Source organism: Neorhizobium descurainiae (assembly GCF_051400715.1).
Taxonomy (GTDB): domain Bacteria; phylum Pseudomonadota; class Alphaproteobacteria; order Rhizobiales; family Rhizobiaceae; genus Neorhizobium.
Genome location: NZ_JBLFFK010000032.1, coordinates 18,166 through 44,699, shown reverse-complemented (window position 1 = coordinate 44,699; position 26,534 = coordinate 18,166). Strand labels below are relative to the sequence as shown.

The 26,534-nt window shown below is 58.8% G+C and carries 28 protein-coding genes and 5 pseudogenes; 20 read left to right on the top strand and 13 right to left on the bottom strand.

The window, feature by feature from the left end:
* Positions 1–68: 68 nt before the first annotated feature.
* Positions 69–1,013: a diguanylate cyclase domain-containing protein gene (locus ACMGE0_RS31120; protein WP_436819745.1), complete on the bottom strand. Its 945-nt coding sequence runs from the start codon at positions 1,011–1,013 to the stop codon at positions 69–71.
* A 793-nt stretch (positions 1,014–1,806) separates the two neighbouring features.
* On the opposite strand from ACMGE0_RS31120, the gene ACMGE0_RS31115 reads away from it, so the two are divergent.
* From ACMGE0_RS31115 to ACMGE0_RS31080, 8 genes and pseudogenes are all read left to right on the top strand, one after another.
* Entirely contained in the window at positions 1,807–3,810 is a 2,004-nt protein-coding gene (locus ACMGE0_RS31115) for a TonB-dependent receptor (RefSeq protein ID WP_436819754.1), read from the top strand.
* Between the two features lie 86 nt (positions 3,811–3,896).
* A pseudogene (locus ACMGE0_RS31110) lies at positions 3,897–5,715 on the top strand (strawberry notch C-terminal domain-containing protein); the annotation flags it as partial.
* A 12-nt stretch (positions 5,716–5,727) separates the two neighbouring features.
* Positions 5,728–6,774, top strand: a complete 1,047-nt coding sequence (locus tag ACMGE0_RS31105) for a DUF7146 domain-containing protein (RefSeq protein WP_436819744.1) — start codon at positions 5,728–5,730, stop codon at positions 6,772–6,774.
* Between the two features lie 376 nt (positions 6,775–7,150).
* Complete coding sequence (locus ACMGE0_RS31100) at positions 7,151–8,092, top strand: DUF2493 domain-containing protein (RefSeq protein WP_436819743.1); 942 nt, start codon at positions 7,151–7,153, stop codon at positions 8,090–8,092.
* An 82-nt stretch (positions 8,093–8,174) separates the two neighbouring features.
* Positions 8,175–8,435, top strand: coding sequence for a type II toxin-antitoxin system prevent-host-death family antitoxin (locus ACMGE0_RS31095; RefSeq protein WP_436819742.1), 261 nt, complete (start codon positions 8,175–8,177; stop codon positions 8,433–8,435).
* On the top strand, positions 8,425–8,844 hold the full coding sequence (locus tag ACMGE0_RS31090) for a hypothetical protein (RefSeq protein ID WP_436819741.1): 420 nt from the start codon (positions 8,425–8,427) through the stop codon (positions 8,842–8,844). Before ACMGE0_RS31095 ends, ACMGE0_RS31090 begins: the two co-directional genes overlap by 11 nt.
* A 464-nt stretch (positions 8,845–9,308) precedes the next feature.
* Positions 9,309–9,632 carry a DUF736 domain-containing protein gene (locus tag ACMGE0_RS31085; protein WP_034499714.1) on the top strand — a complete coding sequence of 108 codons (324 nt, stop codon included), beginning with the start codon at positions 9,309–9,311 and terminating at the stop codon, positions 9,630–9,632.
* Between the two features lie 57 nt (positions 9,633–9,689).
* Positions 9,690–10,022: a hypothetical protein gene (locus ACMGE0_RS31080; RefSeq protein WP_436819740.1), complete on the top strand. Its 333-nt coding sequence runs from the start codon at positions 9,690–9,692 to the stop codon at positions 10,020–10,022.
* A 61-nt stretch (positions 10,023–10,083) separates the two neighbouring features.
* On the opposite strand, the gene ACMGE0_RS31075 is transcribed toward ACMGE0_RS31080, so the two are convergent.
* Positions 10,084–10,362 carry an HU family DNA-binding protein gene (locus tag ACMGE0_RS31075; protein ID WP_436819739.1) on the bottom strand — a complete coding sequence of 93 codons (279 nt, stop codon included), beginning with the start codon at positions 10,360–10,362 and terminating at the stop codon, positions 10,084–10,086.
* A gap of 263 nt (positions 10,363–10,625) precedes the next feature.
* Between ACMGE0_RS31075 and ACMGE0_RS31070 the strand changes: the two genes are divergently transcribed.
* Complete coding sequence (locus ACMGE0_RS31070) at positions 10,626–10,790, top strand: hypothetical protein (RefSeq protein ID WP_436819738.1); 165 nt, start codon at positions 10,626–10,628, stop codon at positions 10,788–10,790.
* A 223-nt stretch (positions 10,791–11,013) separates the two neighbouring features.
* On the opposite strand, the pseudogene ACMGE0_RS31065 reads toward ACMGE0_RS31070, so the two are convergent.
* A pseudogene (locus ACMGE0_RS31065) lies at positions 11,014–11,262 on the bottom strand (WGR domain-containing protein); the annotation flags it as partial.
* 77 nt (positions 11,263–11,339) lie between these two features.
* Between ACMGE0_RS31065 and ACMGE0_RS31060 the strand changes: the two are divergent.
* The gene (locus tag ACMGE0_RS31060) at positions 11,340–11,918 is read left to right on the top strand and encodes a hypothetical protein (protein ID WP_436819737.1); all 579 of its coding nucleotides are present in this window, start codon (positions 11,340–11,342) and stop codon (positions 11,916–11,918) included.
* Between the two features lie 1,090 nt (positions 11,919–13,008).
* Positions 13,009–13,278 (top strand): annotated as a pseudogene (locus ACMGE0_RS31055) (RNA polymerase sigma factor sigma-70 region 4 domain-containing protein); the annotation flags it as partial.
* A 24-nt stretch (positions 13,279–13,302) separates the two neighbouring features.
* On the opposite strand, the gene ACMGE0_RS31050 reads toward ACMGE0_RS31055, so the two are convergent.
* Together ACMGE0_RS31050 and ACMGE0_RS31045 are read right to left on the bottom strand one after the other, a co-directional pair.
* The gene (locus ACMGE0_RS31050; RefSeq protein WP_436819736.1) at positions 13,303–13,596 is read right to left on the bottom strand and encodes a transposase; all 294 of its coding nucleotides are present in this window, start codon (positions 13,594–13,596) and stop codon (positions 13,303–13,305) included.
* Between the two features lie 468 nt (positions 13,597–14,064).
* Complete coding sequence (locus ACMGE0_RS31045) at positions 14,065–14,829, bottom strand: hypothetical protein (protein ID WP_436819735.1); 765 nt, start codon at positions 14,827–14,829, stop codon at positions 14,065–14,067.
* Positions 14,830–15,612: 783 nt separating this feature from the next.
* On the opposite strand from ACMGE0_RS31045, the gene ACMGE0_RS31040 reads away from it, so the two are divergent.
* Positions 15,613–15,837 (top strand): hypothetical protein, encoded by a 225-nt coding sequence (locus ACMGE0_RS31040; RefSeq protein ID WP_436819734.1) that lies wholly within the window; start codon positions 15,613–15,615, stop codon positions 15,835–15,837.
* A 975-nt stretch (positions 15,838–16,812) separates the two neighbouring features.
* On the opposite strand, the gene ACMGE0_RS31035 is transcribed toward ACMGE0_RS31040, so the two are convergent.
* Positions 16,813–17,898: an AI-2E family transporter gene (locus ACMGE0_RS31035; protein ID WP_436819733.1), complete on the bottom strand. Its 1,086-nt coding sequence runs from the start codon at positions 17,896–17,898 to the stop codon at positions 16,813–16,815.
* A 362-nt stretch (positions 17,899–18,260) separates the two neighbouring features.
* On the opposite strand from ACMGE0_RS31035, the gene ACMGE0_RS31030 reads away from it, so the two are divergent.
* The 3 genes and pseudogenes from ACMGE0_RS31030 to ACMGE0_RS31020 all read left to right on the top strand — a co-directional run bounded on the left by ACMGE0_RS31030 (position 18,261) and on the right by ACMGE0_RS31020 (position 19,349).
* A complete protein-coding gene (locus ACMGE0_RS31030) occupies positions 18,261–18,395 on the top strand; it encodes a hypothetical protein (protein ID WP_436819732.1) in 135 nt (44 codons plus the stop codon).
* 346 nt (positions 18,396–18,741) lie between these two features.
* Positions 18,742–18,954: pseudogene (locus ACMGE0_RS31025) on the top strand (NAD(P)-dependent oxidoreductase); the annotation flags it as partial.
* Positions 18,955–18,974: 20 nt separating this feature from the next.
* A complete protein-coding gene (locus ACMGE0_RS31020; protein WP_436819731.1) occupies positions 18,975–19,349 on the top strand; it encodes a hypothetical protein in 375 nt (124 codons plus the stop codon).
* 280 nt (positions 19,350–19,629) lie between these two features.
* Here ACMGE0_RS31020 and ACMGE0_RS31015 read toward each other — a convergent pair whose 3' ends face one another.
* Both ACMGE0_RS31015 and ACMGE0_RS31010 read right to left on the bottom strand, forming a co-directional pair.
* The gene (locus tag ACMGE0_RS31015; RefSeq protein ID WP_436819730.1) at positions 19,630–19,929 is read right to left on the bottom strand and encodes a DUF982 domain-containing protein; all 300 of its coding nucleotides are present in this window, start codon (positions 19,927–19,929) and stop codon (positions 19,630–19,632) included.
* 5 nt (positions 19,930–19,934) lie between these two features.
* Positions 19,935–20,207: a hypothetical protein gene (locus tag ACMGE0_RS31010; RefSeq protein WP_436819729.1), complete on the bottom strand. Its 273-nt coding sequence runs from the start codon at positions 20,205–20,207 to the stop codon at positions 19,935–19,937.
* Positions 20,208–20,569: 362 nt separating this feature from the next.
* Between ACMGE0_RS31010 and ACMGE0_RS31005 the strand changes: the two genes are divergently transcribed.
* Positions 20,570–20,743 (top strand): hypothetical protein, encoded by a 174-nt coding sequence (locus ACMGE0_RS31005; RefSeq protein WP_436819728.1) that lies wholly within the window; start codon positions 20,570–20,572, stop codon positions 20,741–20,743.
* Between the two features lie 298 nt (positions 20,744–21,041).
* On the opposite strand, the gene ACMGE0_RS31000 is transcribed toward ACMGE0_RS31005, so the two are convergent.
* From ACMGE0_RS31000 to ACMGE0_RS30990, 3 genes are read right to left on the bottom strand one after another with little or no spacing between them, the layout of a single operon-like run.
* A complete protein-coding gene (locus tag ACMGE0_RS31000; protein WP_436819753.1) occupies positions 21,042–22,073 on the bottom strand; it encodes a fatty acid desaturase in 1,032 nt (343 codons plus the stop codon).
* Positions 22,074–22,075: 2 nt separating this feature from the next.
* Positions 22,076–22,270: a DUF4167 domain-containing protein gene (locus tag ACMGE0_RS30995; RefSeq protein WP_436819727.1), complete on the bottom strand. Its 195-nt coding sequence runs from the start codon at positions 22,268–22,270 to the stop codon at positions 22,076–22,078.
* 45 nt (positions 22,271–22,315) lie between these two features.
* Complete coding sequence (locus tag ACMGE0_RS30990; protein ID WP_436819726.1) at positions 22,316–22,465, bottom strand: hypothetical protein; 150 nt, start codon at positions 22,463–22,465, stop codon at positions 22,316–22,318.
* Between the two features lie 519 nt (positions 22,466–22,984).
* Between ACMGE0_RS30990 and ACMGE0_RS30985 the strand changes: the two genes are divergently transcribed.
* From ACMGE0_RS30985 to ACMGE0_RS30975, 3 genes and pseudogenes are all read left to right on the top strand, one after another.
* Positions 22,985–23,383 (top strand): BA14K family protein, encoded by a 399-nt coding sequence (locus ACMGE0_RS30985; protein ID WP_436819725.1) that lies wholly within the window; start codon positions 22,985–22,987, stop codon positions 23,381–23,383.
* A 153-nt stretch (positions 23,384–23,536) separates the two neighbouring features.
* On the top strand, positions 23,537–23,788 hold the full coding sequence (locus tag ACMGE0_RS30980; RefSeq protein ID WP_436819724.1) for a hypothetical protein: 252 nt from the start codon (positions 23,537–23,539) through the stop codon (positions 23,786–23,788).
* A 158-nt stretch (positions 23,789–23,946) separates the two neighbouring features.
* A pseudogene (locus ACMGE0_RS30975) lies at positions 23,947–24,131 on the top strand (hypothetical protein); the annotation flags it as partial.
* A 233-nt stretch (positions 24,132–24,364) separates the two neighbouring features.
* Here ACMGE0_RS30975 and ACMGE0_RS30970 read toward each other — a convergent pair.
* Both ACMGE0_RS30970 and ACMGE0_RS30965 read right to left on the bottom strand, forming a co-directional pair.
* The gene (locus ACMGE0_RS30970; protein WP_436819723.1) at positions 24,365–24,673 is read right to left on the bottom strand and encodes a DUF1236 domain-containing protein; all 309 of its coding nucleotides are present in this window, start codon (positions 24,671–24,673) and stop codon (positions 24,365–24,367) included.
* Positions 24,674–25,452: 779 nt separating this feature from the next.
* Positions 25,453–25,719, bottom strand: coding sequence for a hypothetical protein (locus ACMGE0_RS30965; protein WP_436819722.1), 267 nt, complete (start codon positions 25,717–25,719; stop codon positions 25,453–25,455).
* Between the two features lie 399 nt (positions 25,720–26,118).
* On the opposite strand from ACMGE0_RS30965, the gene ACMGE0_RS30960 reads away from it, so the two are divergent.
* The gene (locus ACMGE0_RS30960) at positions 26,119–26,334 is read left to right on the top strand and encodes a hypothetical protein (RefSeq protein WP_436819721.1); all 216 of its coding nucleotides are present in this window, start codon (positions 26,119–26,121) and stop codon (positions 26,332–26,334) included.
* Positions 26,335–26,534: the final 200 nt, after the last annotated feature.

Here is a 26,534-nt window from a genome sequence, read left to right as displayed (position 1 = left end):
AGCGAGCAGATTGGCAAGAGTTCTAAGGACCCCGATCCATACCAGCCGGGATCACTGATCATTTCGGATTATGCCGCGGGAGCAGCAAACCACTCCCAGCCGCCACGTCCCGACCTCTTGCGACGATACAGGGCTTGATCCGCGTGGCGCATTAATGCTTGCAGATTTTGCCCGTCCTGCGGATAGAGGCTGATTCCGACGCTGGCGCCTATTCTGACAGTTGACCCTTCACACTCAAACGGCACGGATAGAGCCTCATTGATCCGCCGGCAGATCGCTTCTGCCTCCGTGGCATCATTCAGACGCGACAGGAGCACCACGAATTCATCTCCGCCGACGCGCCCTACCAGATCTGTGTGCCGCACTGAATCTCGAAGTCTGCTCGCGACCATCTTCAGGACCGCATCGCCGGCCTCGTGCCCGAGCTGGTCATTCACAGGCTTGAAGCCGTCGAGGTCGACCAGCAAGACCGCCATCCTCAGAGACTGGGTATTGCTTGGTAGCGCAACTTCGCTCTGCCACCTGTCCTGCAGGGCACGGCGGTTTGCAAGTTCGGTCAGCGGATCTTCGAAGGCGACCCGTCGCATGACATCTTCAGCCAGCTTGCGGTCGGAAATATCCTCGAACGTGGCAACTCCGATCCCAATGTCAAAGAGGAGCATTCCTCGATGCTGGGTCGTTCGAAATGAACCGTCCGCGCACCGCACCCGTAGTTCCAGCGGTTCAATCTCTTTGACGCCGATATGCTCGCCCTGCCACAATGCGGCCCAGCGCTGGCGGGCAGTCTCCTGCTCAAGCTCAGTTTCGTAGACGTCTGATATCCAGCGATCGACCGTTGGAAAGCTCTTCTCGTCGTAGCCGAACAAGCGTGTGAATGCGCGGTTGACGAATTTGATGTCGCCGCCGGGCAGCGTCGCCCAGGACAAGGCGACAGGAAGAGCGTCGAGAATAATATGAAGATCGCGGAACGACGTGGTGTCGAACTGGTTCGCCCGATCCAACAGCTCCTTCATGCACCCTCCCAAGTACAACCGGCTGCTCTCGCTAGTCGTCGACGAGCCCCTTCGTAACTGTCATTCTATATGGAAGATGTTAAAGTTCGACAGTTGCGGAGCAATACCGAGGAGACCCTTGTCTCTGCAAGAGCAGGTGCCTGGTGTTATTGAGGCCGAGCCGGATTGGCGCTGTTTCCGCAGCGTCGGGCCTATCCCTTTCAACGCTACCGGCATAGTGCTGTCGCTGATTTAGCCGTTCGCGTTGCCTATCTGCGGGTTCTCGCATTCTATTAGTGTCGGGATCCCCTTCGGGCGCAATTTTATAAAAATTATCGCACTGCGTTGAAAAATGCAGCAGCCCTGATCGTCTCTGCATGTAGGCGTGCGTCGGGGGCGTGATGTTGCGTCTGGAGAGCGATGAACGACGGAAGGGGTGGCTTGCACAAAGTCATTCGCACCTACGCTGGCGGCGTCGGTAGCGCTTGCCGCGATCCGGCTGCAGATGCCGTCCGCCATCGCGCGGACCCCGCGACGCAGGTTATTTGTTGTAACAGAGGAATAGGAATGTCGAGGGGCAATCTTCACAACAGCCTGCGAGGGCGTAGCTGGGCGATTCTAGCGGGCGTATCGCTGCTTGCAATGTCATCGGCTTCAGCACAAAGCCAGGAAGGGAACCGCGCCGAGCGCACCTCGAACGCGTCTGTTACGACGCTTGAACCGATCGTGATCCGCAGCACTCCCGAGGGACGTCCGCCGACAACGGGCACCATCCGAAGCATATGCCGGCAATCAGGTTGGGAAGGAGGCCCGCATTGGCGCGCTCGGCAACCGTTCCGTTCTCGAAACGCCCTTCAGTATTACAGCCTATACGGAAAAACTGATACGCGACCAGCAGGCCCGGACGGTTGCCGATATCACGCTGAATGACCCTTCCGTGCGCCAGGATGCACCCACCTACAGCGAGCGCGATGCGTTCTTCATTCGCGGCTTCTCCGTCGTCAACCTGGATGTGCTTTATGACGGCCTTCCCTATATTGCCAATCCGCGCCGCAGCTTTCTGGACGGCATAGAGCGGGTCGAGGTCCTGAAGGGGCCGACGGCGTTCGTTAATGGCGGCGTCGGTCGTGTCGGCGGCACGATCAATCTCGTCCCGAAACGCGCAGGGGACGAACCGCTGACACGGCTCACCACGAGCTATCTGAGCGACAGCCAGGTATGGACGCATGCCGATGTCGGCCGTCGCTTCGGTCCTGCCGGCGAGTGGGGCATTCGCGCCAACGGCTCCTACCGGTTCGGCGAGACCGCGATGGACCATAACGACATAAAGGTGGGTGTCGCTTCGCTCGGCCTGGATTTTCGTGGGGAAGACGTTCGCGCGTCGCTAGACCTGAACCACTCGACCCAAAACATCGACGCGCCGACGTCCCTGTTCAATGGCGCCACACTTCCACCCGGCACCGCCATACCGAGCGCTCCGGATGGAAAAATAAACACAGCAAGCCCCTTCGAATATCACGACAGCACGCACAACATGGTGGCCGCCCGGATCGAATACGACATACTGGGTAATACGACGATCTATGCCGCCGGTGGCGCGAGCCGTTACCGGGAGGACTTTCTGACATCGTCCTATACGATCCTGAACTCAAACGGCGATGCAACGTCGAGCCTTGCTATCCAGCCGCAGCAGATCCAAGGCTTCTCGGGTGAAATCGGAGTGCGTTCGGAATTTGAGACTGGCCCCATCGGTCACAAAGTCAACATTTCGGTGCAAAGAAGCCTGAACGAGAACTACCGAGGCGGCTTCCTGCCCGGTGCGCTCGGCCTTCCGGGCGCCTACCCAACCAACATTTATAACCCGATATACCTGCCCGGCGGTTCAGTGGATACTAGCGGCTTCCCGACGTCGGACAACTTGCCTTTATTCGCCGATCTGTTGTCCACCAGCATCGCGTTTTCGGATACCTTGTCCTTCTTCGACGACCGCTTCGAAGTCACGGTGGGTGGACGTTACCAGGAGATGCGATCGAGAGGTTTCAACACGAGACCCGGCGCCATTCCGATCGGGGAACGGAACTACTTCTATGAAGAGTCGAGGTTCAGCCCCGCCGTCGCGGCCACTCTGGGTCTTACCGATGGCCTGTCCGTTTACGCCAACTACGTGGAAGCCCTGGCCGAGGGTGGCATTGCGCCGGCGACCGCTGCGAATGCCAACGAAATCTTCCCTCCCTTCGTTCACGACCAGAAGGAGATCGGCGTCAAATATGATCTCGGCTCCGTGGCCCTGACCGCCGCGCTGTTCGAGATCAGGCAGGAAAGCGCCTATACCAGTCCGGTCACCAACATCTATTCGGTCGACGGACTTCAGGTGAATCGCGGCCTCGAACTGACCGTATTCGGAGAACCGGCCGATGGTCTTCGCCTGCTGGGCGGCGTCACGTTCATGGAAGCGGAACTTGCTCGGACGCTCGCCGGAACCTTTGACGGCAATCGCGTGCCGGGCGTTCCGAAGACTACGATCAGCCTTTATGGCGAATATGATCTGCCTTGGATTGAAGATTTCACCGTTACCGGCCGCGTCGTCTATAGCGGCACCACCTATTACGACCAGGCGAACACGCAGAAAGTCGCTGACTGGACGCGGGTCGATCTCGGCGCTCGCTACAAGTTCAACAGGGAGAACGGTAAGCCGATTGAAATCCGGGCGAATGTCGAGAATGTTTTCAACGAAAACTACTGGGCTTCGTCCGCGCGCGGCTTCCTTGCGGCAGGCGCGCCCCGGACATTCATGCTTTCCGCTGCGTTCGACTTCTAATCTTTGAGGCCCGAATAACGAACGAGCTGGCCGCGCCTCGGAGGAGCGGCCAAACCTTTGAGGCAGGACGATGATCCTAAGAAAGACCGCGGGAATATGTCATCGACTACCTGATGCATTCCTTCCCGGTGCAGCTCTTCGAGGAATTTTCCGATGCTGATGGCAATCTGAGTTCCCGGCCGGTCCACGATGCGGACGGCAACGCTGTCATCTGCCGGGAGGCCGAACGGCATCGCGACGAACTGGTCGAAACCTTGGGCAGTCTGCCGGCGATCCCGACCGCCCTTGACCAGATCGTCCAGCACTTCGGCATCAGCAAGGTCGCCGAGATCACCGGCCGCTCCCGCCGTATCGTCCGCCGTGAGGACAGTAGCGCTATCGCCCGTTATGCGGTCCAGAGCCGGCCGGGCAGCGCCAATCTAGACGAAGCACGTGCGTTCATGGACGACGAGAAGGGCATCCTCGTCTTCAGCGACGCCGGCGGAACCGGGAGATCCTATCATGCGGATCTGGCCGCCCGGAACCAGCGCCTGCGCCTGCACAATCTACTGGAGGCCGGATGGCGCGCCGACGTGGCGATCCAGGGTCTCGGCCGCAGCCATCGCACCAACCAGAAACAGCCGCCGCGGTTTCGGATGATCGCCACCAACGTCAAGGCCGAACGACGTTTCCTCTCGACCATCGTCCGGCGCCTCGACACGCTCGGCGCCATCACTCGCGGCCAGCGCCAGACCGGCGGGCAGGGCATGTTCCGGTCCGAAGACAATCTCGAATCCCAATATGCCCGTGACGCGCTGCGGCAATTCTACGGACTGCTGCATGCCGGCAGGATCGAAGGCTGCTCGCTCGACAAGTTCGAAAGCATCACCGGCCTGTCGCTGACCTCGGAGGAGGGCGGACTGAAGGATGAGCTGCCGCCGATCCAGACCTTCCTCAATCGCATGCTGGCGCTGACGATCGCCATGCAGAACGTGCTGTTCGAGGCTTTCGAGCAGTTGCTGGCCGGTCGCATCGAGGGGGCGATTGCCGCCGCCATCTATGATAAAGGGCTCGAGACGATCACCGCCGATAGCATGACGGTCACCGACCGCCGGCTGATCTACACCCATCCGGTCACCGGCGCGCAGTCGCACCTCTTGACCATCGAGCGACGGGATCGCAACGCACCGATGCTGCTCAAGGAGGTTCAGAGCCTCGTGCAGCAGGACCCGCGCGCCAGGCTGATGATCAACGGCAAGTCTGGCAGGCCCGCGGTGATGGTGCCGACGCGCTCGATCATGCTGGACGATGGCTCCGTTCAGCCGCGCGTGTCGCTGATCCGGCCGATGGACGAGCTCCGCTTCGAAGTCCGCCAGCTCGAAGAGACGAGTTGGGAAGAATCCGATGAAAAGGTCTTCTCAGATTCCTGGGATGCCGAGGTGGCTGCCGTGCCGGAATTCTCGACCTCGACGATGCATATCGTCAGCGGGTTGTTGCTGCCGATCTGGAAATTGCTGCCCCAGGACTTTTGCCGCGTGCGGCGTCTGCAGGCGGACGACGGCGAACGGATCGTCGGCCGTGTCATCGCTCCCAATCGGCTTGCCGGGCTTTGCCGCAACTTCGCGATCGACCAGACCATGGTGATCTCGCCGGACCAGGCCTGGGCATCGCTTGTCGACGGATCCTCTATCGTCGGGGCTTGTCGGGGACATGACGCTCTGCCGCGCGCGCTTGATGAACGAGTACCGCATCGAACTCATCGGCTTCACCGACGGGATGCGCGACTGGCTGCGCTCAATCGGCCTGTTTTCCGAGATGATCAATTGGAAGCTGTGTTTCTTCGTGCCTGTCACAGACGAGGGTGCGGCGATCCTGTCGAAGCTGATGCAGCGTCATCGCCTCATCGATGTCGCTCGCCGGTCATGACGGAGGTCTGCCATGCTCTCCGCCTCGGATCTGGCGGGCCGTCTCGCGCAGGACGCGGAGGCGGTCTGCCGCCACTATCTCTCCGCCGGCCGCCGGGCCGGCAACTATTGGCTCGTCGGCGATGTCGCTAACAGCAAGGGCCGGTCTCTCTACGTGCATCTGACCGGCCCGCGCGCCGGCCGATGGACCGATGCGGCGACTGGCCAGTTCGGCGATCTGCTCGATCTCGTCCGCGAGACCTGTGGCCTCGTCGACTTCCGCGATGTCGCGGAAGAGGCCCGGCATTTCCTGAGCCTGCCGAAACCCGCGCCTATGTGGTCAAGTAGGGCTTATGGCGCTGACGATCGGCCTGTCGATAGGCCAGCCGCTGAGCGGGCGCAGCGCCTGTTTCGGATGACTGTACCGCTGGCCGGCACTTTAGCAGACGTATACTTGCGCGAGCGCCGCATCCTGCGGGCGTCCGCGCATGCGGCGCTGCGCTTTCACCCGTCCTGTTATTATCGCGATCTCGTCACCGGCCGGACGACAAGCTATCCGGCGCTAATCGCAGCCGTCACCAATGCGGCCGGAGCAATCACCGGCGTCCATCGCACCTATTTGTCATCAAGCCCCCACCCGGACGGCGTCAACAAGGCCAGGGTAGACGATCCCCGCCGCGCGCTTGGCGGTCTTCTCGGCAATGCCGTCCGCTTTCGGTTTCCGGTCAATGCATCCGTGCCGGTGATGGCAGCGGGCGAGGGCCTCGAAACCATGCTCTCGCTGTCGCATGTGATGCCCGCCATGCCGATGGTCGCCGCCTTGACGGCCAATCATCTCGCGGGCTTCAACTTCCCGCCTGGATGCCAGCGCCTCTACATCGCCGCCGACGCGGATGCCGCCGGCCGGCACGGGATTGAGGGATTGAGCAGACGGGCTCAGGAATGCGGGATCCTGCCACTGGTGCTGTCCCCGGAGCTTGGCGATTTCAACGAGGATCTGCGCTGGCTGGGTCCCGACCGGCTGGCGGCTAGCCTCAGGGCTCAACTCACCCCGGAAGATGCGACGGCCTTCCTGCCCTGATGAGGCTGTCGGAAGGGGCGGGCGAGATTGCTGCGGCGTCGCAGAAGGACGGTCCGCGGTGCCGGCTACCCGGTTGGAGGGCGCCCGCGGGCCTGCCGAGAGGCGACCCTTACCACGCGGGCCTCCCGGCCTTCAGCGGGTCAGTCGGGTTTCTTCCCCTGCCGTGCCATTTTCGCGCATCGGCGCTTCCGAAAACCAGTTCCCAGTTTTCAGGCCGATGCGATGGCCCGTCATTCCTCGCGGACCAAGAAACCCTTCTTCCGCCGCCCCGGCGCTTCGCTGGGCCGCTTCGCTTCGCTTGCGGTTCCGGCCTCGGACCGCGTGACCGGGTTCGCCGTCAGGCCGCGAGAGGCGCGGCCCATCAACGGAGACCACTATGGACCTGATCCTTCACCCCGACGACGGTGTCGATCCCCACCACGCATCCTCCCCGACCGATCGCTTCATCTACGAGATGCAGATCTTCGGCTATCGTCCCTTCCAGGACGAGCCCGATCCGCGGCCATTGCCGGAAGAACCACAGGTCCAGTCGTCGATCACCGCGATCTTCGGTGCCTTCGCCGAAATGCTCGGTGACACCCGCCTGGAGCCCGATCTCGAAGACCTTTTCTGGTCGATCCCCAATCTCTTCCATCGCGCCGGCGAGCGCATTCAGCGCGAACTCGACCGCAATGAGGAGGCGCAGCGTTCCGGACAAGGCGAGCAAGACGGCTCGGAGGTGAAGAGCGTCGAGCTCGAACGCCTCGTCGCGGAAGGCATCTCGCTCCTGGAGCGGCGCAACGCCTTCGAGTTCATGCGCGACTACGCGGCCGACCTCTTTGAGGCGCAGACCGGTTCGTCCTGGCGGCCGCGCACCGGCTCGAAGGTCAATCACGCCAACATGACGGCGGCGATGATCGACAGCCGCGACTTCCTCTCCGCCCGCCGGCGCGCCGAAACCGAGGTCCTGATCCCTGCCGGCACCAAGATCGCGTTTTCCGACGGCATGGACTACAACGATCATGAGCGCATTTGGGCGAAGCTCGATCAGGCCCATGCCAAGCACCCCGACATGGTGCTGCTCCATGGCGGCTCGCCGAAAGGCGCCGAACGGATCGCCGCGTGCTGGGCTGAAGCCCGCAAAGTGACGCAGATCACCTTCAAGCCCAACTGGACCAAACACGCCAAGGCAGCACCGTTCCGGCGCAACGACGACATGCTCTCTGTCATGCCTGCCGGATTGATCGTCTTTCCCGGAAACGGCATCACCGACAACCTCGCCGACAAGGCACGTCGCCTCGGCATTCCGGTCTGGCAAGCTTCAGGAGACGGCGCGTAGGCGCCGTTTTCCTAGGAATATGGAAAAGATGGAAAGCATGGAGAAATGTGTTATATGGAGAACCATACCGGAGATCACAGCCATGAAGCAGTTCACGACGGGCGACTTGAATAAACAAATCGGCGATATCACCGACGCGGCGAGCCGCGAGCCGGTGATGCTCACCCGGCACAAGAAGCCGCGTTTCGTGCTGATGAGCTACGAGCACTATGAGCACATGCGCACCGGCGGCGACCCCCGCCGTGCCTATCATATCTCGGAGATGCCCGCCGAGCATGCAGAACTGTTCGACGAGGCCCTCGATCGACTGGCGCGCGGCGAAGGCTACGACGATGAGCCATGAATTTCGCCCCGGTGAGGTCATCTCCTATCCCTACCTTTGGGCCTGGCAGCAGCAGCGCGGCGAAACTGAGGGTCGCAAGCAGCGCCCCGTCTGCGTCGTTGTCGCCATCCGAAGTGCGACCGATGGAAACATGCATCTGGCGCTTCTCGCCATCACTACGCAGCCGCCGCAGACAGGTCGCATCGCCCTGGAGATCCCCGAAATGGAGCGCAAGCGCGCGGGCTTAAGCGATCTGAAGCAGTGCTGGATCATGGCCGACGAGTACAATTACGATATCGTCGAACGCTCCTGGTATATCGAGCCCGATCAGGACATCCTCGGCCGCTTCAGCAAATCCTTCATGGTGAAGATCGCCAGACTGTTTGCCGAGGCGCGCGTCCGAACCGGCCGGGTCAACCGCCTCGACTGAGACTTGCCGCATCACCGCCGGTCGCTGGGGCGACATCCCTTGAAATCACGTCTGTCACTCGGTTGCGCTCCGCAGAACTGCAGTCGCATAAGGGAAGGCCGAGGGCTCGGGCCTAACTCCACCGAAGGCCATTTTACGATGAGGATGGGATCAAGACTGTGCTGATCTCTCGCGATGTGCCGACTGGTTGACGGCCATCGTCCGTTGGCCCGAACACCACCGACGCACGCCAAGAGCGCGGCACTTCGCGCGGCAGCAAACGGCCGCCACGGCGAGGTCTCCCGCTGACGTCGCAATCAAGGACCATTCCCGTTCTTTATGTCGCCTTTCTAAGGGACCGGCCGCGATCGGCGTCAACCCCGCAAGGGGGTTTCCCTCCGCTTAAGCTTCGGTGACGCCTGCGGCGCGGCCCCTTCTTCGGGCGCCATCGGGAATGGTCCCGATGCAACGAAGGAGACAATCCCATGGCTACCACGATCGCAACCCTCACCGAAAAGACCGACGGCACTCTCGAAGGCGTCTTCGCCACCATCCGGGTCAACGCTCCGATCGCCCTAGTCCCGAACGCCAGCAAGGCGAGCGAAGAAGCCCCGGACTACCGCATCATCCACCGCAAGACCGGTTTTGAGATCGGCGCAGGCTGGAACCGCATCTCCCGCCAGACTGGCGAGGAATACATCTCCACGAAGCTCGAAGCGCCCGAGATCGGCGTGATCTTCGGCAACGTCGCCCCGGCACCGGGTGGCGAGCCGGGCAAGAAGGTCATCCTCTGGAACAGCCCGGCCTGAACCGCACCGCCGGCCCCGCAATCGGGGCCGGCGTCCCCCATTTCAAAGGAGGCCGCGATGAGCCGCTACACAATAACGGTCACCAGAACCGCAAACCGCCACGCCGATCCAGACGCTACCATTGGCTACGACCGCCCGCTTCAGACGTTCTTCCTCCAGGCATTTCCTGATGCCGAAGGCGAGGATCTTGAACTCTGGCTGGGCACGGACTTTCGGGAGTTCGAAACACTGTCGCAACTGCGGACCGCAGCAATCGCACGCGGTTTCGACTTCATACCCATGGCATCCGGGGTTCTTCACAAGCTACTGGACGACCATGCCCGCGAAGCCCATCACGTGGTCAGCGACACGATCATCCAGGATATTCTAAACGGAACATCCGCCCGCTGACGCAAACCTAAAACGAAATAGCCCGGCACGGCGCCGGGCTATTTTTTTGATGCTGACAGGATTACTTGTTCAGCGCATCCTTCAGTGCCTTTGCCGGCGTAAAGGCCAGCTTCTTGGCCGCGGCAACCTTGATCGTCGCGCCGGTCGCAGGATTGCGCGCCTCACGCTCCGGTGTCGCCTTCACCTTGAACTTGCCGAAGCCCGGGAGCGACGTCTCGTTGCCGGCCACCGCAGCTTCGGTAATCGAGGCGATCACCGCCTCCACGATGGCTTTTCCCTGCGCCTTTGTAAGGCTGTGTTCGGTCGCGATCTTGTCGGCGATTTCATTAGTGGTCGTCATCTCATGTCTCCGCTCGTTTCAGATGCAGAATCCCTGCCATTGCCGACCGGAGCTGTCATCGACACGCTGCGGCAAATGGCCCAGAAAGCTCAGGATCTCCACAGTTATTCGCGTGATCACCTGTCAGTAACCCGAAGACGGGCATCGAGCCCGTCCTCGGGTTTGGGTGCGGTACGGAGAGGTAATGTCTGCTCAGTCGGTCCGAGGATGTCATGGGTGCATGACCGCGCGCGTCGTCTTTCACAAACGTCAAGGAGACGACGATGCTTCTGGAACAACACATCGAAGAGCTGTGGGCCGAATTGCGAAATGCCATGCACCCCGGCGAACGCCACGAGATCGAGGTCGAGCTGGAACTCGCCTGTGCCGAGTTGGCGGTGATCATGGCCGAACAGGAGGGTGTAATCGACGCCGAGCCGCCCTTCTGAGGCGGCTTTCGCCATGTCGCCTGGCCTGACGCGCCGGGTCGACCGACGCCTCACGCCCGAAGCTTCGCTTCGCCATTGCCTCATGTCAGAACCTGCGGTGTTTCCTTTGGAAAGCCGGAGGCCGTTGGATACCACTCCTATTTCGATCCCCATGCCACCGACATGAGGATGGCATCGGCCTCCACGGCGCTCCTTCGCTAGCGATCAGCCGCTCTATCTTGGCGGATGTGCGGTTCGGCCTATATCCGCGCGACCGTCTCTTTCGCAGAAGCTGAAGGAACAGCCTGACCGCCTCTTCCTCCCGCGCGAAATGATGCTCCCGCCTTTGGCCTTTTGCGCCGATACGACCCCATCGACGGATGAGACAGGCCTCCCCGAACAGGTTGGGCTCGATCGACATGGCATAGTAGCGAGCCATGTTTTTTTGGGCGTCGATGCGTTCGACGTAGAGCTGGTAGCGTTGCGCAATCATGAAACGAAGAATCGGGCAAGGCGGAATCGGCGTCCAACGAGATATTTGAATCGGTCGGTCTCTACCGATTCATGCTGATGATGGGTTGTCGCCGGATGATCGAGGCGAGCCGCCTGCGGCGGACGGTGCTATTCGCCGTCGCTCACGGAGCCCGCAAGCGGTCTCCGCTCATTCGGGTCACGCCCCTCTCGCGGCTTCCGCACCGGCGGCGCGAAGTCTCCGCGACCACGGCCGAGGATAGAGTGAATGGCCGGCTGCGCTCGGCAAACGGACACGGCGCCTGGGGCGCCGTGGTCTATCTCTTTCTGACGTCCCATTGTGCACCTGCCACTCCGGCGTCAAGGATTGCGCGGCCCGATGACCTCGAAATCGACTTCGACACCTACGAGTATCGTGTGAACGGTGGCGAATGGCACTATGCGCTCTCGGCCGATTGCGACGGCGTCGAGATCAGCTATCCGAGCCTTGTGGCCCTCACCGACGACGACTTGGGCTCGCTCGCGCCGATCGTCCGCGCCCTCCGCAGCGAGGCAGGCGTCGGCATAAGCATCGCACGCGATCTATGGCTGAGGTGTTGGGAGGGGCGGCTTCGGCCGTCTCTTGCGTCTTCTGTTGGCTTGATCGCTTACCGACATCGAGCCAGCGCGCGCTCTTGAGGGGAGAGACTTGCCGCCTCTCCCCTCAAACACCCCTCTCCCTGTGGAGCGGGTCCAGACCCGCCCGGCCTTTCGGGGCCGGTAGGCGGACGCTGCCGCGACTTCCCCAAGCAAGACGGAGAGGAGGATCACCTTACGCTCCGCCCTCATGCTTCGGGCATCCACTCCGGGTTCTCCTCCTCTCCTGCGGCGCGCTCGCCGTCTCATCGTTCGCGTGCCATCGATGTCCGCTCCCTTTGGTCACGGACATCCCGGCCGCTGACGACGTCGGCTCGCTTCAGCATTTCTCACCAAATCGGCCTGGTCACCGCGCTGTTACTCCGGCGCGGATCACAGGCTAGAGCCTGCGATCGCTGTTCCTTTGTCTGACGACTCGCAACAGCATGGGCGTGTCGGGCACGGCGTCTAGGCCGGTTTGGTGAGAAATGGCAGGATAGGCTATTGGTATGCCAATAGCCGTTTCGCCCGCGGGGCGATTGTCGCCAAGGCGAGCAAAGGTTGCCAAAAACCGTTCTCCTCCCTTGATCTTAACGGCACGCATCGACGGCGACGTCGTGCCTCGGGCCGGGGAGGAGGGGGAGGTAGGAAGCCAGTCTTGAGGCGGGCGGCATGTTTTCGGCCACAGCAGGTTGAAGCTGGCAACTCGGTGAACGGGGGATTGCGATGATCAGCGTTTAGGACAATCGGGGATTAGGTGCATGTTCGAATTAGCGATTGCGTGATTGCGCATATTGGTGAATCCGGGAATAGGCGAATCACAGATTGGGTGGATCGGTGAATGAGCGAGCTGGTGCTTCCAAGACTGTGCGACCAATGTCGAATTCGCGATTGCTCCCGACCCATCTCGGCTATTCAGAGCACGTCAGCGACTACCTGAAACCAGTCCTTAGTTCCGCTTGCACTGTTGGCAATTCTGTTGCCGGAAGCAGAAAGTCCACTGCTAGCTGCAAATTCCGAGGCAATCCGCCCCCTGATTCCGAGATGATGCCGCCCCCTTGGGAAGGGATGTGGCATGGGTGGTCTGCCGGTGTGAAGTTCCTTCTGTCGATGGTGACGAGGAAGGAACGGGATGCCTGCGGAGAGACTGGAGATGCGGCGTGTCCGCGAGATACTGAGATATCGGTCCGAGCAAGGACTGGGCCACAAATCGATAGCGGTTCGGGTTGGCGCTGCGCCGTCGACGGTGCGCGAGACGCTACGGCGGGCAGCGGCTGCGGGGCTTTCGTGGCCGTTGGATGATGACGTGAGTGATGCCGCCTTGGAAGCGGCGCTCTACCGGGCGGCCGGGACGAAGACGGGTCATCGCCGCGCACCAGAGCCTGACTGGGCACAGGTGCATCGCGAGCTGAAGCGCAAGCACTTTCCCGCGATCCCGGGTCAGCTCTCAGCGCAAATCAACAATATTGCCAATGATGATTTCCACGACGGGGTCGGGGCCGGATGCAACGCTCTGCGGATCCTCTGTCCCTGCTGTTTGTCCGGGCTCATCATTGCCCAACAGTTCTCTGCGCCAGCGGTAAAGTTGAGAAGGGAGAATGCCGATCTGCCGTGCAATCGCCGACATGTTCACGCCTGGCTGGCAGGCTCGTTCGACCGCGGTTGCCTTGAACTCGTCTGACCAGAACCGCCGCAACTGCCGCGGCGAGCCGTCAAGACGATCGGGCACCGCCTCAATCATCCGCATCAATCCAAGGCTAGCCGCAGGCCTAGACATAGATCCTCACATTCACAGAAGTCGTATGTCCGAAATACGCTGCCCAGCATCAGCAGCGCCAGATGGGGTCTCCTCGCCGCTTGCGACACATCATCCGTATTGTTGTGGAAGGCATCGGGGAACGTTCATCGCGGTGAGGCGTCTTGTCGCGCAACTCCCGCAGAGCACATACACCCAGAGCGAATGACTGCGCTTCAGGATGAAGGCGGTGTTACTGGTGATATAGATGCGCAGCGTCTTGACAGCACTGGTGTGGTCGCGCACAGCCCTCACGACCTCCATCGCGTTTCCCGGACCGCCGTGAGTTCGCCGGCCCCTTAATAACCGGACATGGCGTTCCGACGGTTCGTCTGGATCCACAGCGGCCAACTGTCCGGTTGAAATAAGGTGCAGTCACCACATTGGGAAACAAACGCCAGGAGAGTTTGAGGCTTACTGCACAACACAGCCATCGCCTTGTTTCCGATATCGTCTATTACAGTCCCAGTCGTTCCCCGAGTAATCCAGATGCGCATTATCCGGGAGGGTAACTGGGATGCACTTTTTGTCGTTCGAATAAAAGCTCCGATCACACTTCCAAGCCGGTCCAGACGTTGTTTCAGCAAAATACGCATTCGCGGGAACCTTGGCATCAACACAGGTTTTTCCCTGTTTGTGAAAGCCTCTATCACATGCCCAGTCATTGCCCTTGGTGGTGAGAAAGCTATGCGCTGGAAGGGCCAACGCTACACATTCATTGTTTTTAGCTTCAAAACCTCTCTCGCATTCCCATCCTTTTCCGTACGGAAAATCTGCTAGATACGCATTCTTTGGCAGCGCGATAGACCGGCATTGTCCATCTGTTTCGATATAGCCGCGCTCACATTTCCAGCTGTCACCGAAAGGATCCAGAAACGCGTGAGCCGGGACAGTGACGACGATACAATTCCCGCCCTTTGCTGCATATCCGTATCGGCATTCCCAACCGCTACCAAAATCCGAACCACTGAGGTCTGCGTGGTCGGGAATTCTAATCTCAAGGCATGCCTCCTGGTCTCGCCGAAACCCTTGCCTACATTTCCAGTCGGACCCGTACGAATTCGCGATTGCGTGGGCTAGAACGATGGGCTTGCCCATATCTTCGCCTTGGGCTGCAAAAGGGGTGGCAATAACACCCAACATAAGTCCTAAGGCCGCTCCTGCAGCATAGAAGGTCATTGACATATTTCTCTCTTCCTCACAGCTATTTTTTCCGGGGCCCCGATCGGCTTTGCACGTCGCATGGAGCTGTCGTGCTTCTAAAACAGCGCTCGGCGTGTCGATAATAGTGTTTAACCTCAGTCCGATCTCTGGATGCCGCTTTTCTCTGGGCCGAGCGCGAAGTATGCCCCTAGTAACTGTAGGGACGGCTTTGCCCAGGGGATGGCTGGAGATGGCTGTTGCTCATGAGAGAGCTTCGAGGCCACTCTTGGCTGGCTCCCGTGAGATCCAAAAGGCGTTATCGCCTCTCGGCTAGTTTGGCGATTTCTTGCTGATCGAGTTATGGTCACTGGTCGGAGGGCAGAGACCTAGGCGCAACATGGATATACAATCTAATCTGATGCGAAGAGCGTCTCGTGCCAACTCACCTACTGTCGAAGTGCACGACAGCATCCAATTGAACTCCGGTATTTAAAAGAACGGATTTCGCGGCTCTTTGCTATTACAGTCAAAGTAAACGTCCAACGACTTGCATACGACCACAATATGGCTCTTTCACGTCCATCGGTCAGCAATCCTGATTGCATAAGCTATCTGGGATTTGGGCGTTGTGCGATATTGCCCTGCTGGATTCTGCTGTCCAACAACAACACACGGTACAGAAGCACTGCAACTACCTCTTTCCGTAAACAAAATGGCAGCAACCTGCAACCATGACCTCGCTTTCTCGTTTGAGCGGTCAGGACAATCGATTTCTCGCAATCCCCGTTCACATTTAGCCAAGCCATAAAGGTTATCGCCATGACGCCAGAGCGCTTCAATGAATGCCTACAGCATATCAGGTGGACGCCAATCAATATTGCGTCAGCGCTTCAATGCGATCTATCATGGATCGAGGCACTGGAAGCTGGTAACGAAGAGGTTCCCAATGGTCTCGCTGGTTGGCTGGAGGCACTTGCGCAAACTCATGAGAGATCGCCACCGCCTCCAACTTTTTGCCAGCGACGAGCAGATATTCACTCGTAGATGGATCGCGTGCGCACCCCGGGCGCGTAATTGCAATGTTTATTCTCGGCTGAAATTAATACCGTGGAACAATGCCTGGTTGATCGTGTTGACGCGCCGGGAATGCATCGATCTGAGAGGTTTTCCTCTCGTCCCCGCCCGCAGGTCGTTGCGTTCCCACCCCCGGACTAACCAAGCTCGGCTTGTTGGTGCCCAAGCGCCTTTAGGTGGATGGGGATCGGGATCGATGTTAGCATGAGAGTCCGAGATCATATTCTGAACTGGCACGACCATCAATATGCGTGCGTGAAACGAAGCTTTCTGACGGAACCGGGAACGCCAGGGCATAGGTGGAAAGTTTGGCTCAGCTATGAGGTCCGCTTTATGAATGCTTATTCCACCCTCGGCGACCGCGTCCGCACCATGGCGCAAGCGCCTTCCGAAATGACAAGCCGTATGGCCAGTACACCGTCATCGAACTTGCGCGAAATAGGCACGATCTAAAACGCGAAATGAGATTGACTCAATTAAGCCGGAAGAGATGCGGCTAATTCAAACTTAGATTCATATCCTTGCTATAACCCAGTTGGCGCCTCACCCCCGCACAACCAACGCGCGCGTTCCGGGATTTGCGTCCTCAATCCGGAACTTCGCATCGAGTTGCCTTGCCATTGCCTCGACGAGGCCCGTTCCCAGTCCGGGCTTCGCACTATCTGGATCGGATGGTATTCCCACGCCGTTATCGCTGACCGACATCGCCCATCTGGCATCGCTCAACCATACATCCGCCGGAAGATTCCACCAGCGCAGTCTTCAAGCCTCCCTTTTTCCCGGCAACCACATCGGAGAGAAGAACTCAACTGCCTTGACCGCGCTAATGGGCCGAACGTATGACTGCATCATCCGAAGGTGAATTACGCGAAGCGACCTTCTTAACAGGGCTGTTCCACATAATACTGACCCACTGGCGGTTGACTGGGCTGAAGCCAAAATGAGTCAATCAGCATCCAGAGGCGCCGACGTGGAGTGTCTGTTGCCCTTGACCTCGGCCGCGTGCCACTCCCGGAAGAGGCTGTAGGCTACCGCCAACAGCGTTGGCCCGAGAAATACTCCGATGAAGCCAAAGGCCATGACGCCACCAAGAAATCCGAAAAGACCGAGCAGCACGGACAGACTGTTGGTCCTGCCGAGGACATAGGGTCTGAGGACGTTATCGATGCTGCTGACGAGGAGCAGACCCCATGCTGCAACGAACAGGCCCCACCAAACGGCCCCCTGGACAAAAAACCATAGCGCCACCGAGCCCCACACAAGCGGCGGCCCGGCCGGCACGAACGACAGGAAGAACGTAAGGAAACCAAGCGATAGCGCCTGAGGCACACCGGCGATCCAGAAACCAATGCCGGCCAGGACAGCCTGGGCGAGGGCCGTGCCGATCAAGCCGTAAATAACGCCTTTGACGGTCGCGCCGACGACCGTGAGCAGTTTTCGAGACCGGGGGCCGGCGAATCTTTCGCCGACTGCCCGCACGTAGGCTGCCATCTGTCGACCGTGAAGGAAGAGGAAAAAGGCGATGAACACGCTGAGCCCAAGTTCTAAGAGCCCGGCGCCAAGCACCGCTCCGCTGGCTACGGCCAAGTTTGTGGCGGGGCCGATCAGCTTCTTGAGTTCAATAAGGAACGTAGGCGCATTGTGGGCCAGGCTCTCCCAATAGGCAGCCACGGTTTCGCCAACTACCGGGAGTCCGGCGACCCAACGCGGTGGCGCCGGAGGCCCCTGCTCGAGAACTTGGTTCACGGCCGTGGGCAGGTTGCCTACGCGGTCTGTCAACGTCGGCACCATCACGGCGAACGGTGCGACGAGAACGAGGGCAACCAGCAACGTCATCACGGCGGCCGCCAAGCTTTTATTGCCACCGACGAACCGCTCACACCTCTGGTAGACAGGCCATGTTGAGAAACATACGATTGCCGCCCACAGGATCGCCGAGAGGAAAGGCTGAAGGACAAGAACGCAACCAAGCGCAAGAAGAAGGGCGCCTGCCCCCATAATCTGTTCGATCGGCTTACCAAGGAATATCATGGCAGTCTTGCCGCCGCCTAGCACATGCCCGCGCATCGTCCATACTGGGTATGGCGTTTCCAGTTCACGCGGCCGGTCGCTTACAACTAAGTGACGACGAAGCCGCCGACAAGGTGTTCAGCGAATGAAGGCTCCGCATTGATCCACCAGAGAAGACCGCGATGTGAGCGGTACTTTCTCCACCTGAGTCACTTTAGCGAGGTGATCATTGATCCTGAGAGCGGAGCATGATTTTTGAACGCTCCCACGCAGCGGCCAGCTTCAACCACCCGTAGAATGTTACTCTTCCCAAGATGTCTCGGAACAAGTGGCCCATAAGGTTGTTTGGTATTTGTCGCAATTCGCGACGAGGAGTAATGCAAATGCCTAACACTCCACAGCCCGGCCAGCAGGACGATAAAAAGTCCGGCCAGGACATGAACCGTCCCGACGATAAGTCCGGCGTCAAAGCGAGCCTGATGACCGGCGTCAAGGTCAGCAGGATAGGCGCTAATTGATGTGCCGGCTGGGTAAGGCCCCAGCCGGTCCCGTCGCGAAGAGGATTACGCAATGCCGGACGACCCAAAGTCTGACCCGCAAGCCACCAAAAAGCATGATCAGCAGCCGTATCAAAATCCCGGTAAAGACAAAAGTCACCCCGGTGACGAAGCGGCCGTTGACGCATCTACTGAGCCCCGCGAGGGCCAACCAACCAAGCGTTAAATGGATGCACGGCTACGCAGCCCGAGCTATCAGGGCCGTGCCGTAAGGCAAGGGTCCTGGCTGACACACCGGCTCGGAGGGAAACGAGGTCGGGAGCTTGCAACAGGTCTGATGTCCATTTTCAGTCTTGAAATGAGCGGGGGAAATCGCGACTGCCCTGTGGCGCCCCGCTCAGTCTGGACTCTACTTATTCATCGACTATGCCCGCGGAAAAGGCCGCCAAGTTCGGCGAGCAGACGTTGCTCGGCCGCGCCGGTCAACCTGCCGAGTGCCTATGTACTTCTAGCGTCGGAACTCGAAAGTTACATGACGGGCGCGGTCATTCCCGTCACCGGCGGCGAGATCGTGATCTGATACCAATGGAGGTATCCAACATGACAGAATTCCAGGACATCAAGATTGTCGAACTGAGCGATACGGCGTCCGGCCTTGCCAGCGAAGGGCCGCTGACGAGCATGGTACTTCGCCTCTCGGCTGAAGCGCCAGCGGCCTGGTCCGACATCTTCAACGAAGCATGGCAGATGAAATCCGGCATGCTGAGGCGTAAGGCCGTCAGTGCGGGGGACGCAATAACCTGCGCTTGCATGCCTTATGAATTACAAGGGCAAATTTCCGAGCTCAATAAGGTGATCGCCGAGACAAATGCTGGCTATAGAGAGACGGTCACCCGGGCTGAGACCAGCAGAAGCCACGAAATCGACCCTCGGAAAGAGCTGAGAGATCTGAAGAACACTCTGAAATATGATTGACGTCTGGCTGCTCAGCGGTAGGCTCCAATTGTTCCGCCCCCCCGCCGACGGACACGTGCTTTGGCTGCCGCCATTGCGGAGACTTCTGCGCGTTACTGCGAACCGATGCTAATTGCCGACAGGGTCATCGAGGGCGGCTGGTTTGAATATCCGAATCCGTGCCCGAAATCCTTTATCCGTCTCGATCAGCTGTGAGGAGCATCCGCCGCAAGAGCCGCTTCGAGATCTTCGGCCGTGACGTTTATCACTTCAACGATCCCACCGGACGTCAGCATCAGGGTCATCGTTCGGTGACGCCTCCCACGTCAAGTTTAGAGGCTCTTCCGTGATCTGTACTTCGAAAACGGCCTTGACCTCGGTGATCCATTTCCGCATCCCGTACGGCGGCGACAAATCGGGTGCGTGCTTCCTCTGCCGACTGGCGACCGTCCAGGGCCGCCAGTATGGCAAGGTGGGCCTCGGCAAACGCCAAGTTTTTAGCATTCGGCCATCCATGCATCATGAAGCCATGTGCCTGCAATGGGCTCTTGATCGAGCTATCACCGATCCGAAGCGGGCTACTCCAGGGTCCTGTTAGCATATCCGCTACTCCTTTACGTTGGGTTCAAGTGACCCGCCCTCATTCTCCCATGATGCGATCTCGCCTCGACGGCTGTGTTTTCGCGCCTTTGGTGAGGGCGGATAGCCTTCCGGCGAAATCATGCCGTCCAGAATCCGTTGAACGATGACCGCCTCTTCGAGATGATCGGCTCCGACGCGGGCCTTCAGATCCAGTGTTGCATAGCGTCCCTTCTTCAGGACACGGCGGAGAATTTCATTGTCAACGGATGACGTTTTGGCAAAAAGAACTATGACCACAGAAAACCGCTCCCCAAAACGTAGAGGAGGATGCACACACTCAGGCCGGCACACGCCTTCGGTGCAAACCCCTCATAGTACCAAGATCGTAGATGGTTGGCCTTGGAAGACATGTCGTCCTCCTCTTTTGGGGCCAGGGATAAACCCTCAACAGCAGCGCCCGTTCAAGGATGCCATCAAGAGTTGATATGGGGCGGCTCCGGCTCAATTACAAGTCGGAGCAACAATCCCAGATCATGTGGTGGATCACGCCAGACGCGCCAAAGATGCAACGCTTCCTCATGTAAATCGCAATCAAACAATCCGGTCAGATGGCTAGCCGTGCGTGCAGTTGCAGATCAAACGTCGCTGATCGAGGGAAGGTGAATCTCGACTTCGTGCCGCTGCTTGTCATCCATCGGTTCGATATTTTCTCTCCAGAAGACGGCCGCTTCCGGGGTTTCGTCTTCCCATCTGCGCGTGCTGACGATGTTGTCATCGACCTTGGCGCGGCGCTGGCCGCCCAGCCGCAGATATTCCTCGGCCAGCTTCAGTGATGGCGTCTTTCATCATCGCGCATACCTTGCATCGACGGCTCCTTTGTCGCTTCGAGGACCGCCAGCAGTGCCTCGCGCTCGGGCGTAACCGGCTTTTGAGCCAGAAAAGCGTTGACCGATATGCGCGTCTCATGCCCGCCGGACGAAGGATTGCCCCGGTGGAGAACAAAAATCCTGACCGCCGGCAACATCCTTTCCGAGAAGCCATCGGTCTCCGTTGGAGCTCACCGCAAATTCTTGCAACCTGTCTATGATGTTATCCTTCCAAAAGGTGATAGGCGAAGCTGCTGGCATCGGTCTAATGCAGGCGCTCTTCCGCCTCGCGCAGCGAGACTAATCTTTGCGTGGTTTCGTCCCAGAGAACGAGTTTGACGCACCCAAGGCTGTCTCGAAGACCGATGCGACCAAGGTTTGCAAGCTCTGGATAATCGCGAAGAACCTCCGGCAACCGGTAAAATGGCACCTTGCTCGATAGATGGTGGACATGATGCATGCCGATATTACCGGTCATCCAACGTAGCGGGCCAGGCAGGTCGTAGTGCGACGCGCCATGCATTGCAGCGTAGGGAAAGGTCCATTGCGGAGGCTTGGACCAATGGGTGTCTTCGAACTGATGCTGCACATAGAACAGCCAGACACCGGCCGATCCGGCAAGCAGCACGATCGGCAGATGAATAAGGAGGAAAGGGATAATCCCCATCGCCCAGATCAGGATAAGAGCCAGGGCAGCCACAATGGCGTTCGTCGCCATTGTCGAAATCCAGGGCAAGGCACCGGACCGCATCATGCCGAACGGCAGCCTTTGTTTGAACAGAAACAGAAAAGCAGGGCCAATGCCGAACATCACCAGCGGATGCCGGTACAAGCGGTAGCCAAGTTTCCCGCGAGGGGTAAGCGCACGGTACTCGGCCACGGTCAGCGTGGTGATGTCGCCGACGCCGCGCTCATCGAGATTGCCGGCTGAGGCATGGTGTTCGGCATGCGCACGGCGCCAGTAGTCGTATGGCGTCAGCGTCAGGATTCCGATCGCACGGCCGATCCAGTCATCCCACCGGCGACGCCCGAAAAACGAACCGTGCCCGCAAGCGTGCTGCAGCATGAAGAGCCGCAACAGGAACCCTGCTGCAGGGAGTGCTAAAATAAGTCCGATCCAGTAGCCGAGATGAACGGCAGCCCAGGCCGCAGCCCAAAAGAACACAAATGGGAAAAGCGTCACGGCAAGTTCATACAAGCTGTGGGCCGTACGAGGCCGGCGGTAATTTGAGAGGATTTTGAGCCAGGCTTTCTCATTCCCACCGCCAGATAAGTCGGCTGTTAACGTCGCGATCATGGTCAATCGCCATCCTTTTGTTCGGCGGCACTTCGAAAAAAGTGTTCCGCATGCTGAATATCGTTTTCTGCGTCAATGCGATCACCGGCCGAGGCCTTCAATTCGGCAAACTGGAGATGCTGTCTATACCTGTCCAGCAGGCGTTGCCGCGAAGGCTCCGCGCTTTGCCTGGTGCGAGTACTTAATCTTTTGCTCATGAACGTTCGCGCCGTAGCTCGCTCCTAAATTCTGAAATGGCTGACTCAATCGATCTGCTCGGCAACGATCTGGCGCAACTCCTCGCGGCAGAAGCCGATCATCTTCGGTTTTGTCGCGGCCGGTTGTGGCGAGCCTGAGACGTCGAGGAATTTCGTTCTAGGCTGGCCGGCATTGGTATTCACGCGCAGGAGCAAGGTGGACTGCGGCTATCAAAAATCGCTAAGGGAAAAGTGGCGAGCGTGTTTCGGCAATCGGACGACAGTCGCTCGCATCCATTACGAGCAACATGCTCGAATTTCTTTGTTCTACAGCAGCATTGTGGCCGCATCACGTTCGGCGCCGCGGTTCAAGCGTATGGGATCGATGCTTCCAGAGAGGCGGCCTTGAATGCTTCCCATGAGAGCTCAAGGTCGCCGCGTTTTGAAGGGCTGCATAACAGCGGTTCAACGCGCGTTCAAAGAACCGTCCGCCGCCCGGGCGCCATTGCGCAAGGGATCGCAACGCATCGCCAGGCACACAGATCAATCGCGCCGCCCCGCCTCCAAAGCCCCTTTTGACGGGATGTGCCCAGAATAGATCATGCCGCACTGCATATTTGTATAACCGGCTGAGGGTGGATTGCTCCAGACACGACTGGAACAACTAAAGGTCGAGTTTGCACTACCAAAAATTGAATTCATCACCATATCCTAGTCTCAACAAGGAAGAGTCTGATGAAAAAATTGATGGTAGTAGTGGTTTCACTCATGACGGGGTTTGCCGGTATCGCACCGGCCCAAGCGCTCCCCGCCATCGGTTCATCGGCAACGTTCATAAGTTCGGACGCTCAGCAAATTCAGTATCGTGGCTACGACGATCGGCGCACCGACCGTCGTTATTATCGCGAAAGAGACCGGCGTGAGCGTTACAGCAACGATCATCGATATGACCGTCGCGATCGCCGGAACAATGCTGGCGCCATTATCGGGGGCCTGGCTGCAGGTGCCATTATCGGCGGAGCGATCGCTTCGCAGAACCAGGATAACATCAGTTGCGCCTCGCGCTACCGTTCCTACAGGGCCTCGGACAATACCTATCAGCCCAACTCCGGCCCGCGTCGGGCCTGCCGCTAACGGTGCGCGTTCTTTGGCGACCTTCCCGTCAGCGATGGCGGGACGGGGCCGATTGTCGGCGAAACTCAGGGCGAAGCTGTTAGCCAAGCCAATATCAGGCGTCGGTTAAACGTCAGCCTAACTCCGCAACATACGGAAACTACAGGTGAAAAAATGAAAACGATCAGCGACTGGCTCGACGATAAATACGAGGCGATGGCAACTTCTACTGGATTCTCAAACAAACCGTCTGATTTCGAGCAGCGCGCCGCCATCCTGCGCGATCAGGCTAAAGCGGAGGGTTACAGCACGAAAGACCTTTCAGACGAGTGCGGCGGCAATATCGCCGCTCATCTCATGAACAGAGTCAACACTATGAATCGCGCCGAAATCCGTCGAAGGGCTGAAAAGAACCTTACCGAATGAGATATCTTCGGAAAGGGATATTTTGCTCCCATCTGGATGCATTCCCCATCAGTTGAATGCGCGTCAGGGGGCCTGCCCAACACCCGAAGCTGCCCTTGTAGATGCCCAGCTTCGGGGTCATAGGTCATGGCACAAGAGATTGTCGAGGACATAACGTCATGGCTGGTCCCACGTTGAAGCACCTTTCCAGCAATCGGCCAGAAGCATCTTCCGGCGGAGTTGCCATCGGCACCGTCTGGGACTGGTCGGACTTGGCGGTGCAGAGTTCCGGCTGCCTCTGCTCATCGGCTTGTTTGGCTTCTCCGCGTTGGAAGCCCTCATCCTCAACAAGGCTATGAGCCTGGGTCATGTTGACAAAGTGCCTTCTCAAATCAGCTGAGTTCTGATTCAAGGGTGTCTTTTAGGAGGCAGCGATGGCACGTGGAGACCTAGAACAGACCTTGGCTCGGTTTCGATTTGCGTCTAGCCGTCAGCCGATTGAGCCTTTGAATGGCGGGTACGTGCCCCCATCTAAGTCATAGAAGCGGTCGTAGGCGCACCGAAAAGCAGACATCCATCGCCGAGGGCCGCTTTTCTCTAATCTACTATCTTGACCACCGTCCGGGTTGCGGAATCAACGATTAGGCGGTCCTGGTTCACCACGATGAAACCATACTGGTGAGCATCAGGTATCGGAGATAGTTCAAGATTGTTGGGAAGGCGGCTTCCAGCAGTGATAAGCTCCGTCACCTGAACCGGATTTCGCGGAAGGGGCTGATTTCTGACGTAGTCAACAACCTCCTGCGATAGGGGGCGTGGAGTTGGTACTACATTCTCCGGCTGTTGGCCGAAAGCGTCCACAGCGGCAACGGCGAACGTCATGATGATGAGGAATGTTCTGATCATTGACTTCTCCCTAGAAGCGGATGCGTTATGACTGGATTTGTTGAGAAGCGACGAAGCCCTCGTTGCAACGGACACCAATCAGGAACCAGGGGCGGCTTCCATAAAACAATGATTCAAGTCCTAATGCTGCGTCTCGCCGTCAATGGCTTCCGCCGCGCGTTCATGGATTGCGCGGAGTGCGGCTTGCTCTGGTCCCTCGGGTCCACGCTCCAAGAAATCAGCAATAGAACTTTGGGCCTCGTGACTGCCGGAGGGCCTATTGCCCGGTGAAGGATCATTGACTTGCCTTGTGCGGGCGTCCGTTCCCAAGAACCATCGGTCACCGTTGCTGCTGCGGTAGAACTCTTCGAGGTCGTTGAAGACGTCTCCCCTGGCGCCCCGGATGCCTGCTGCCGCAGAAGGAGTTTCCCCCTCATGGGCGACGCGAGATTCTTCTCCATCAGAAGCGTCTCTTGCGAGAGCAGCCTCAAGTTCGGCTGCATTCACGTTCCAGGCTTCAACCAGCCCCCCCGAAGTCAATATTAGCGTCATGGTCTCATGATAGGCCTCCCACCATACATCCAGCGGCTCTCGAGCTATTTCTAAGCTCGAACGTCCCCGGTGGGTGATCGCTATCCATCCCTGGAATACGAAAAGGATGGTCGAACGTTATGGATTTGACGGTTGTGCTGCTCATGGTCTCGTTCCTTCAGGACATGGTGAGGTCTCTGCAGCCGAACGGGCTGTGGCGGTTTGCCACGTTCCCACGGACCACCCCTTGCGCAGTCCCGAGGTGATGTTCAGGCTGCTTCTTCTAGTGGCTGCGGATCTTGCACACTGCGTAAGCAGCGATGGAGATCCTCGCGCTTGCTTTGGAGGGAGAGGAGAAGTGCTTCCCTCGTTCTCGTTCCATTGCGGAGTTCAGAATGGAGCAAGGCTGAAGCTGCGCGTTTGGCGTCAGAACTTTCTTCAGCGTCAACGCCTCTAAAGCCTCCGGCTCTGAGTACATCCCTGATCATCGCAAGATCGGCGGCATCAAGCTTTTCTGGGTGGGGAATGGAAGACATGTCGTCCTCCTTGGTTGGGGCAAGGATCCTAACCCTCAATGGCAGCGCCCTTTAGACGAGCTGCTATCTCATCCTATGTCGTGCTGCGTGTCGTCCTTTGCAAGTAGCAACCCGAGGGTTTTGGCTTAGAATTGATCTCCAGCCTACCGGCACCCTGTTCGCAACGCATGTCGCAATCTCCGTTCCGTCCGCAGCCAGTTCATGCCTTGGCTCGGCGAGAGCCTCAACGAGCTACCATAACATTAGTCGTGGTCGACATGGCACGTGTTGTCGATACGCCCTCCTGCTCGCCTTCAGCATCTTCATAAACATTGGCCGTCGAGGATATTCGTGGTTGCTATCTCATCGCAATGAGCGCGTTGTGGATCAGGAGACACAAAGTCTTCGAGGAGAACGTAAATGTCTATCCAATGGAGAGACCGTTTCTTTGACCTGCTGAGCGTGCCGTATTCCATCCTCGGGATCACGCGAGACAAACGTCAGGTTGCGGGTGCTTCTGGTCCGCAGGTACCCGAGAAGCTCTATCAGAATCCTGGCAAGGATAAGAACCATCCAGGCGACGAGGCGGCAATTAAATCCTCTACCGAGCCACCAGCAGGCGCAAGCAAGCACTGAGTTTCTCGGCTGGGTGCGGCCCCAGCCGAGACCACCAAAATAGGTCTCGCTCGTCCTCGTCTATCTTCCGTGCTCTAAGGCGCCGGCTGCGCTTCGATGTGCAACCGTCCGGCATGCTGCAGAGCCGACGAATCTCAATGATGGGCACCCGCCGCTTGTGGGGAACGACAACGATGCGACGTTTTCGGCAGGTGTATGCG

Bases quoted from the DNA above. Each gene is read 5' to 3' on its own strand.
- ACMGE0_RS30960 (WP_436819721.1), top strand. From the start codon at position 26,119: ATGTCTATCCAATGGAGAGACCGTTTCTTTGACCTGCTGAGCGTGCCG.
- ACMGE0_RS31075 (WP_436819739.1), bottom strand. From the start codon at position 10,362: ATGACGACCACTAATGAAATCGCCGACAAGATCGCGACCGAACACAGC.
- ACMGE0_RS31050 (WP_436819736.1), bottom strand. From the start codon at position 13,596: ATGATTGAGGCGGTGCCCGATCGTCTTGACGGCTCGCCGCGGCAGTTG.
- ACMGE0_RS31035 (WP_436819733.1), bottom strand. From the start codon at position 17,898: ATGATATTCCTTGGTAAGCCGATCGAACAGATTATGGGGGCAGGCGCC.
- ACMGE0_RS30995 (WP_436819727.1), bottom strand. From the start codon at position 22,270: ATGAGCAAAAGATTAAGTACTCGCACCAGGCAAAGCGCGGAGCCTTCG.
- ACMGE0_RS31045 (WP_436819735.1), bottom strand. From the start codon at position 14,829: ATGACCTTCTATGCTGCAGGAGCGGCCTTAGGACTTATGTTGGGTGTT.
- ACMGE0_RS31105 (WP_436819744.1), top strand. From the start codon at position 5,728: ATGCTCTCCGCCTCGGATCTGGCGGGCCGTCTCGCGCAGGACGCGGAG.
- ACMGE0_RS31090 (WP_436819741.1), top strand. From the start codon at position 8,425: ATGAGCCATGAATTTCGCCCCGGTGAGGTCATCTCCTATCCCTACCTT.
- ACMGE0_RS31000 (WP_436819753.1), bottom strand. From the start codon at position 22,073: ATGATCGCGACGTTAACAGCCGACTTATCTGGCGGTGGGAATGAGAAA.
- ACMGE0_RS31020 (WP_436819731.1), top strand. From the start codon at position 18,975: ATGACAGAATTCCAGGACATCAAGATTGTCGAACTGAGCGATACGGCG.
- ACMGE0_RS30985 (WP_436819725.1), top strand. From the start codon at position 22,985: ATGAAAAAATTGATGGTAGTAGTGGTTTCACTCATGACGGGGTTTGCC.
- ACMGE0_RS31100 (WP_436819743.1), top strand. From the start codon at position 7,151: ATGGACCTGATCCTTCACCCCGACGACGGTGTCGATCCCCACCACGCA.
- ACMGE0_RS30970 (WP_436819723.1), bottom strand. From the start codon at position 24,673: ATGATCAGAACATTCCTCATCATCATGACGTTCGCCGTTGCCGCTGTG.
- ACMGE0_RS31085 (WP_034499714.1), top strand. From the start codon at position 9,309: ATGGCTACCACGATCGCAACCCTCACCGAAAAGACCGACGGCACTCTC.
- ACMGE0_RS31060 (WP_436819737.1), top strand. From the start codon at position 11,340: ATGATGGGTTGTCGCCGGATGATCGAGGCGAGCCGCCTGCGGCGGACG.
- ACMGE0_RS30965 (WP_436819722.1), bottom strand. From the start codon at position 25,719: ATGTCTTCCATTCCCCACCCAGAAAAGCTTGATGCCGCCGATCTTGCG.
- ACMGE0_RS30980 (WP_436819724.1), top strand. From the start codon at position 23,537: ATGAAAACGATCAGCGACTGGCTCGACGATAAATACGAGGCGATGGCA.
- ACMGE0_RS31040 (WP_436819734.1), top strand. From the start codon at position 15,613: ATGACGCCAGAGCGCTTCAATGAATGCCTACAGCATATCAGGTGGACG.
- ACMGE0_RS31080 (WP_436819740.1), top strand. From the start codon at position 9,690: ATGAGCCGCTACACAATAACGGTCACCAGAACCGCAAACCGCCACGCC.
- ACMGE0_RS31070 (WP_436819738.1), top strand. From the start codon at position 10,626: ATGCTTCTGGAACAACACATCGAAGAGCTGTGGGCCGAATTGCGAAAT.
- ACMGE0_RS31095 (WP_436819742.1), top strand. From the start codon at position 8,175: ATGAAGCAGTTCACGACGGGCGACTTGAATAAACAAATCGGCGATATC.
- ACMGE0_RS31030 (WP_436819732.1), top strand. From the start codon at position 18,261: ATGCCTAACACTCCACAGCCCGGCCAGCAGGACGATAAAAAGTCCGGC.
- ACMGE0_RS31120 (WP_436819745.1), bottom strand. From the start codon at position 1,013: ATGAAGGAGCTGTTGGATCGGGCGAACCAGTTCGACACCACGTCGTTC.
- ACMGE0_RS31015 (WP_436819730.1), bottom strand. From the start codon at position 19,929: ATGCTAACAGGACCCTGGAGTAGCCCGCTTCGGATCGGTGATAGCTCG.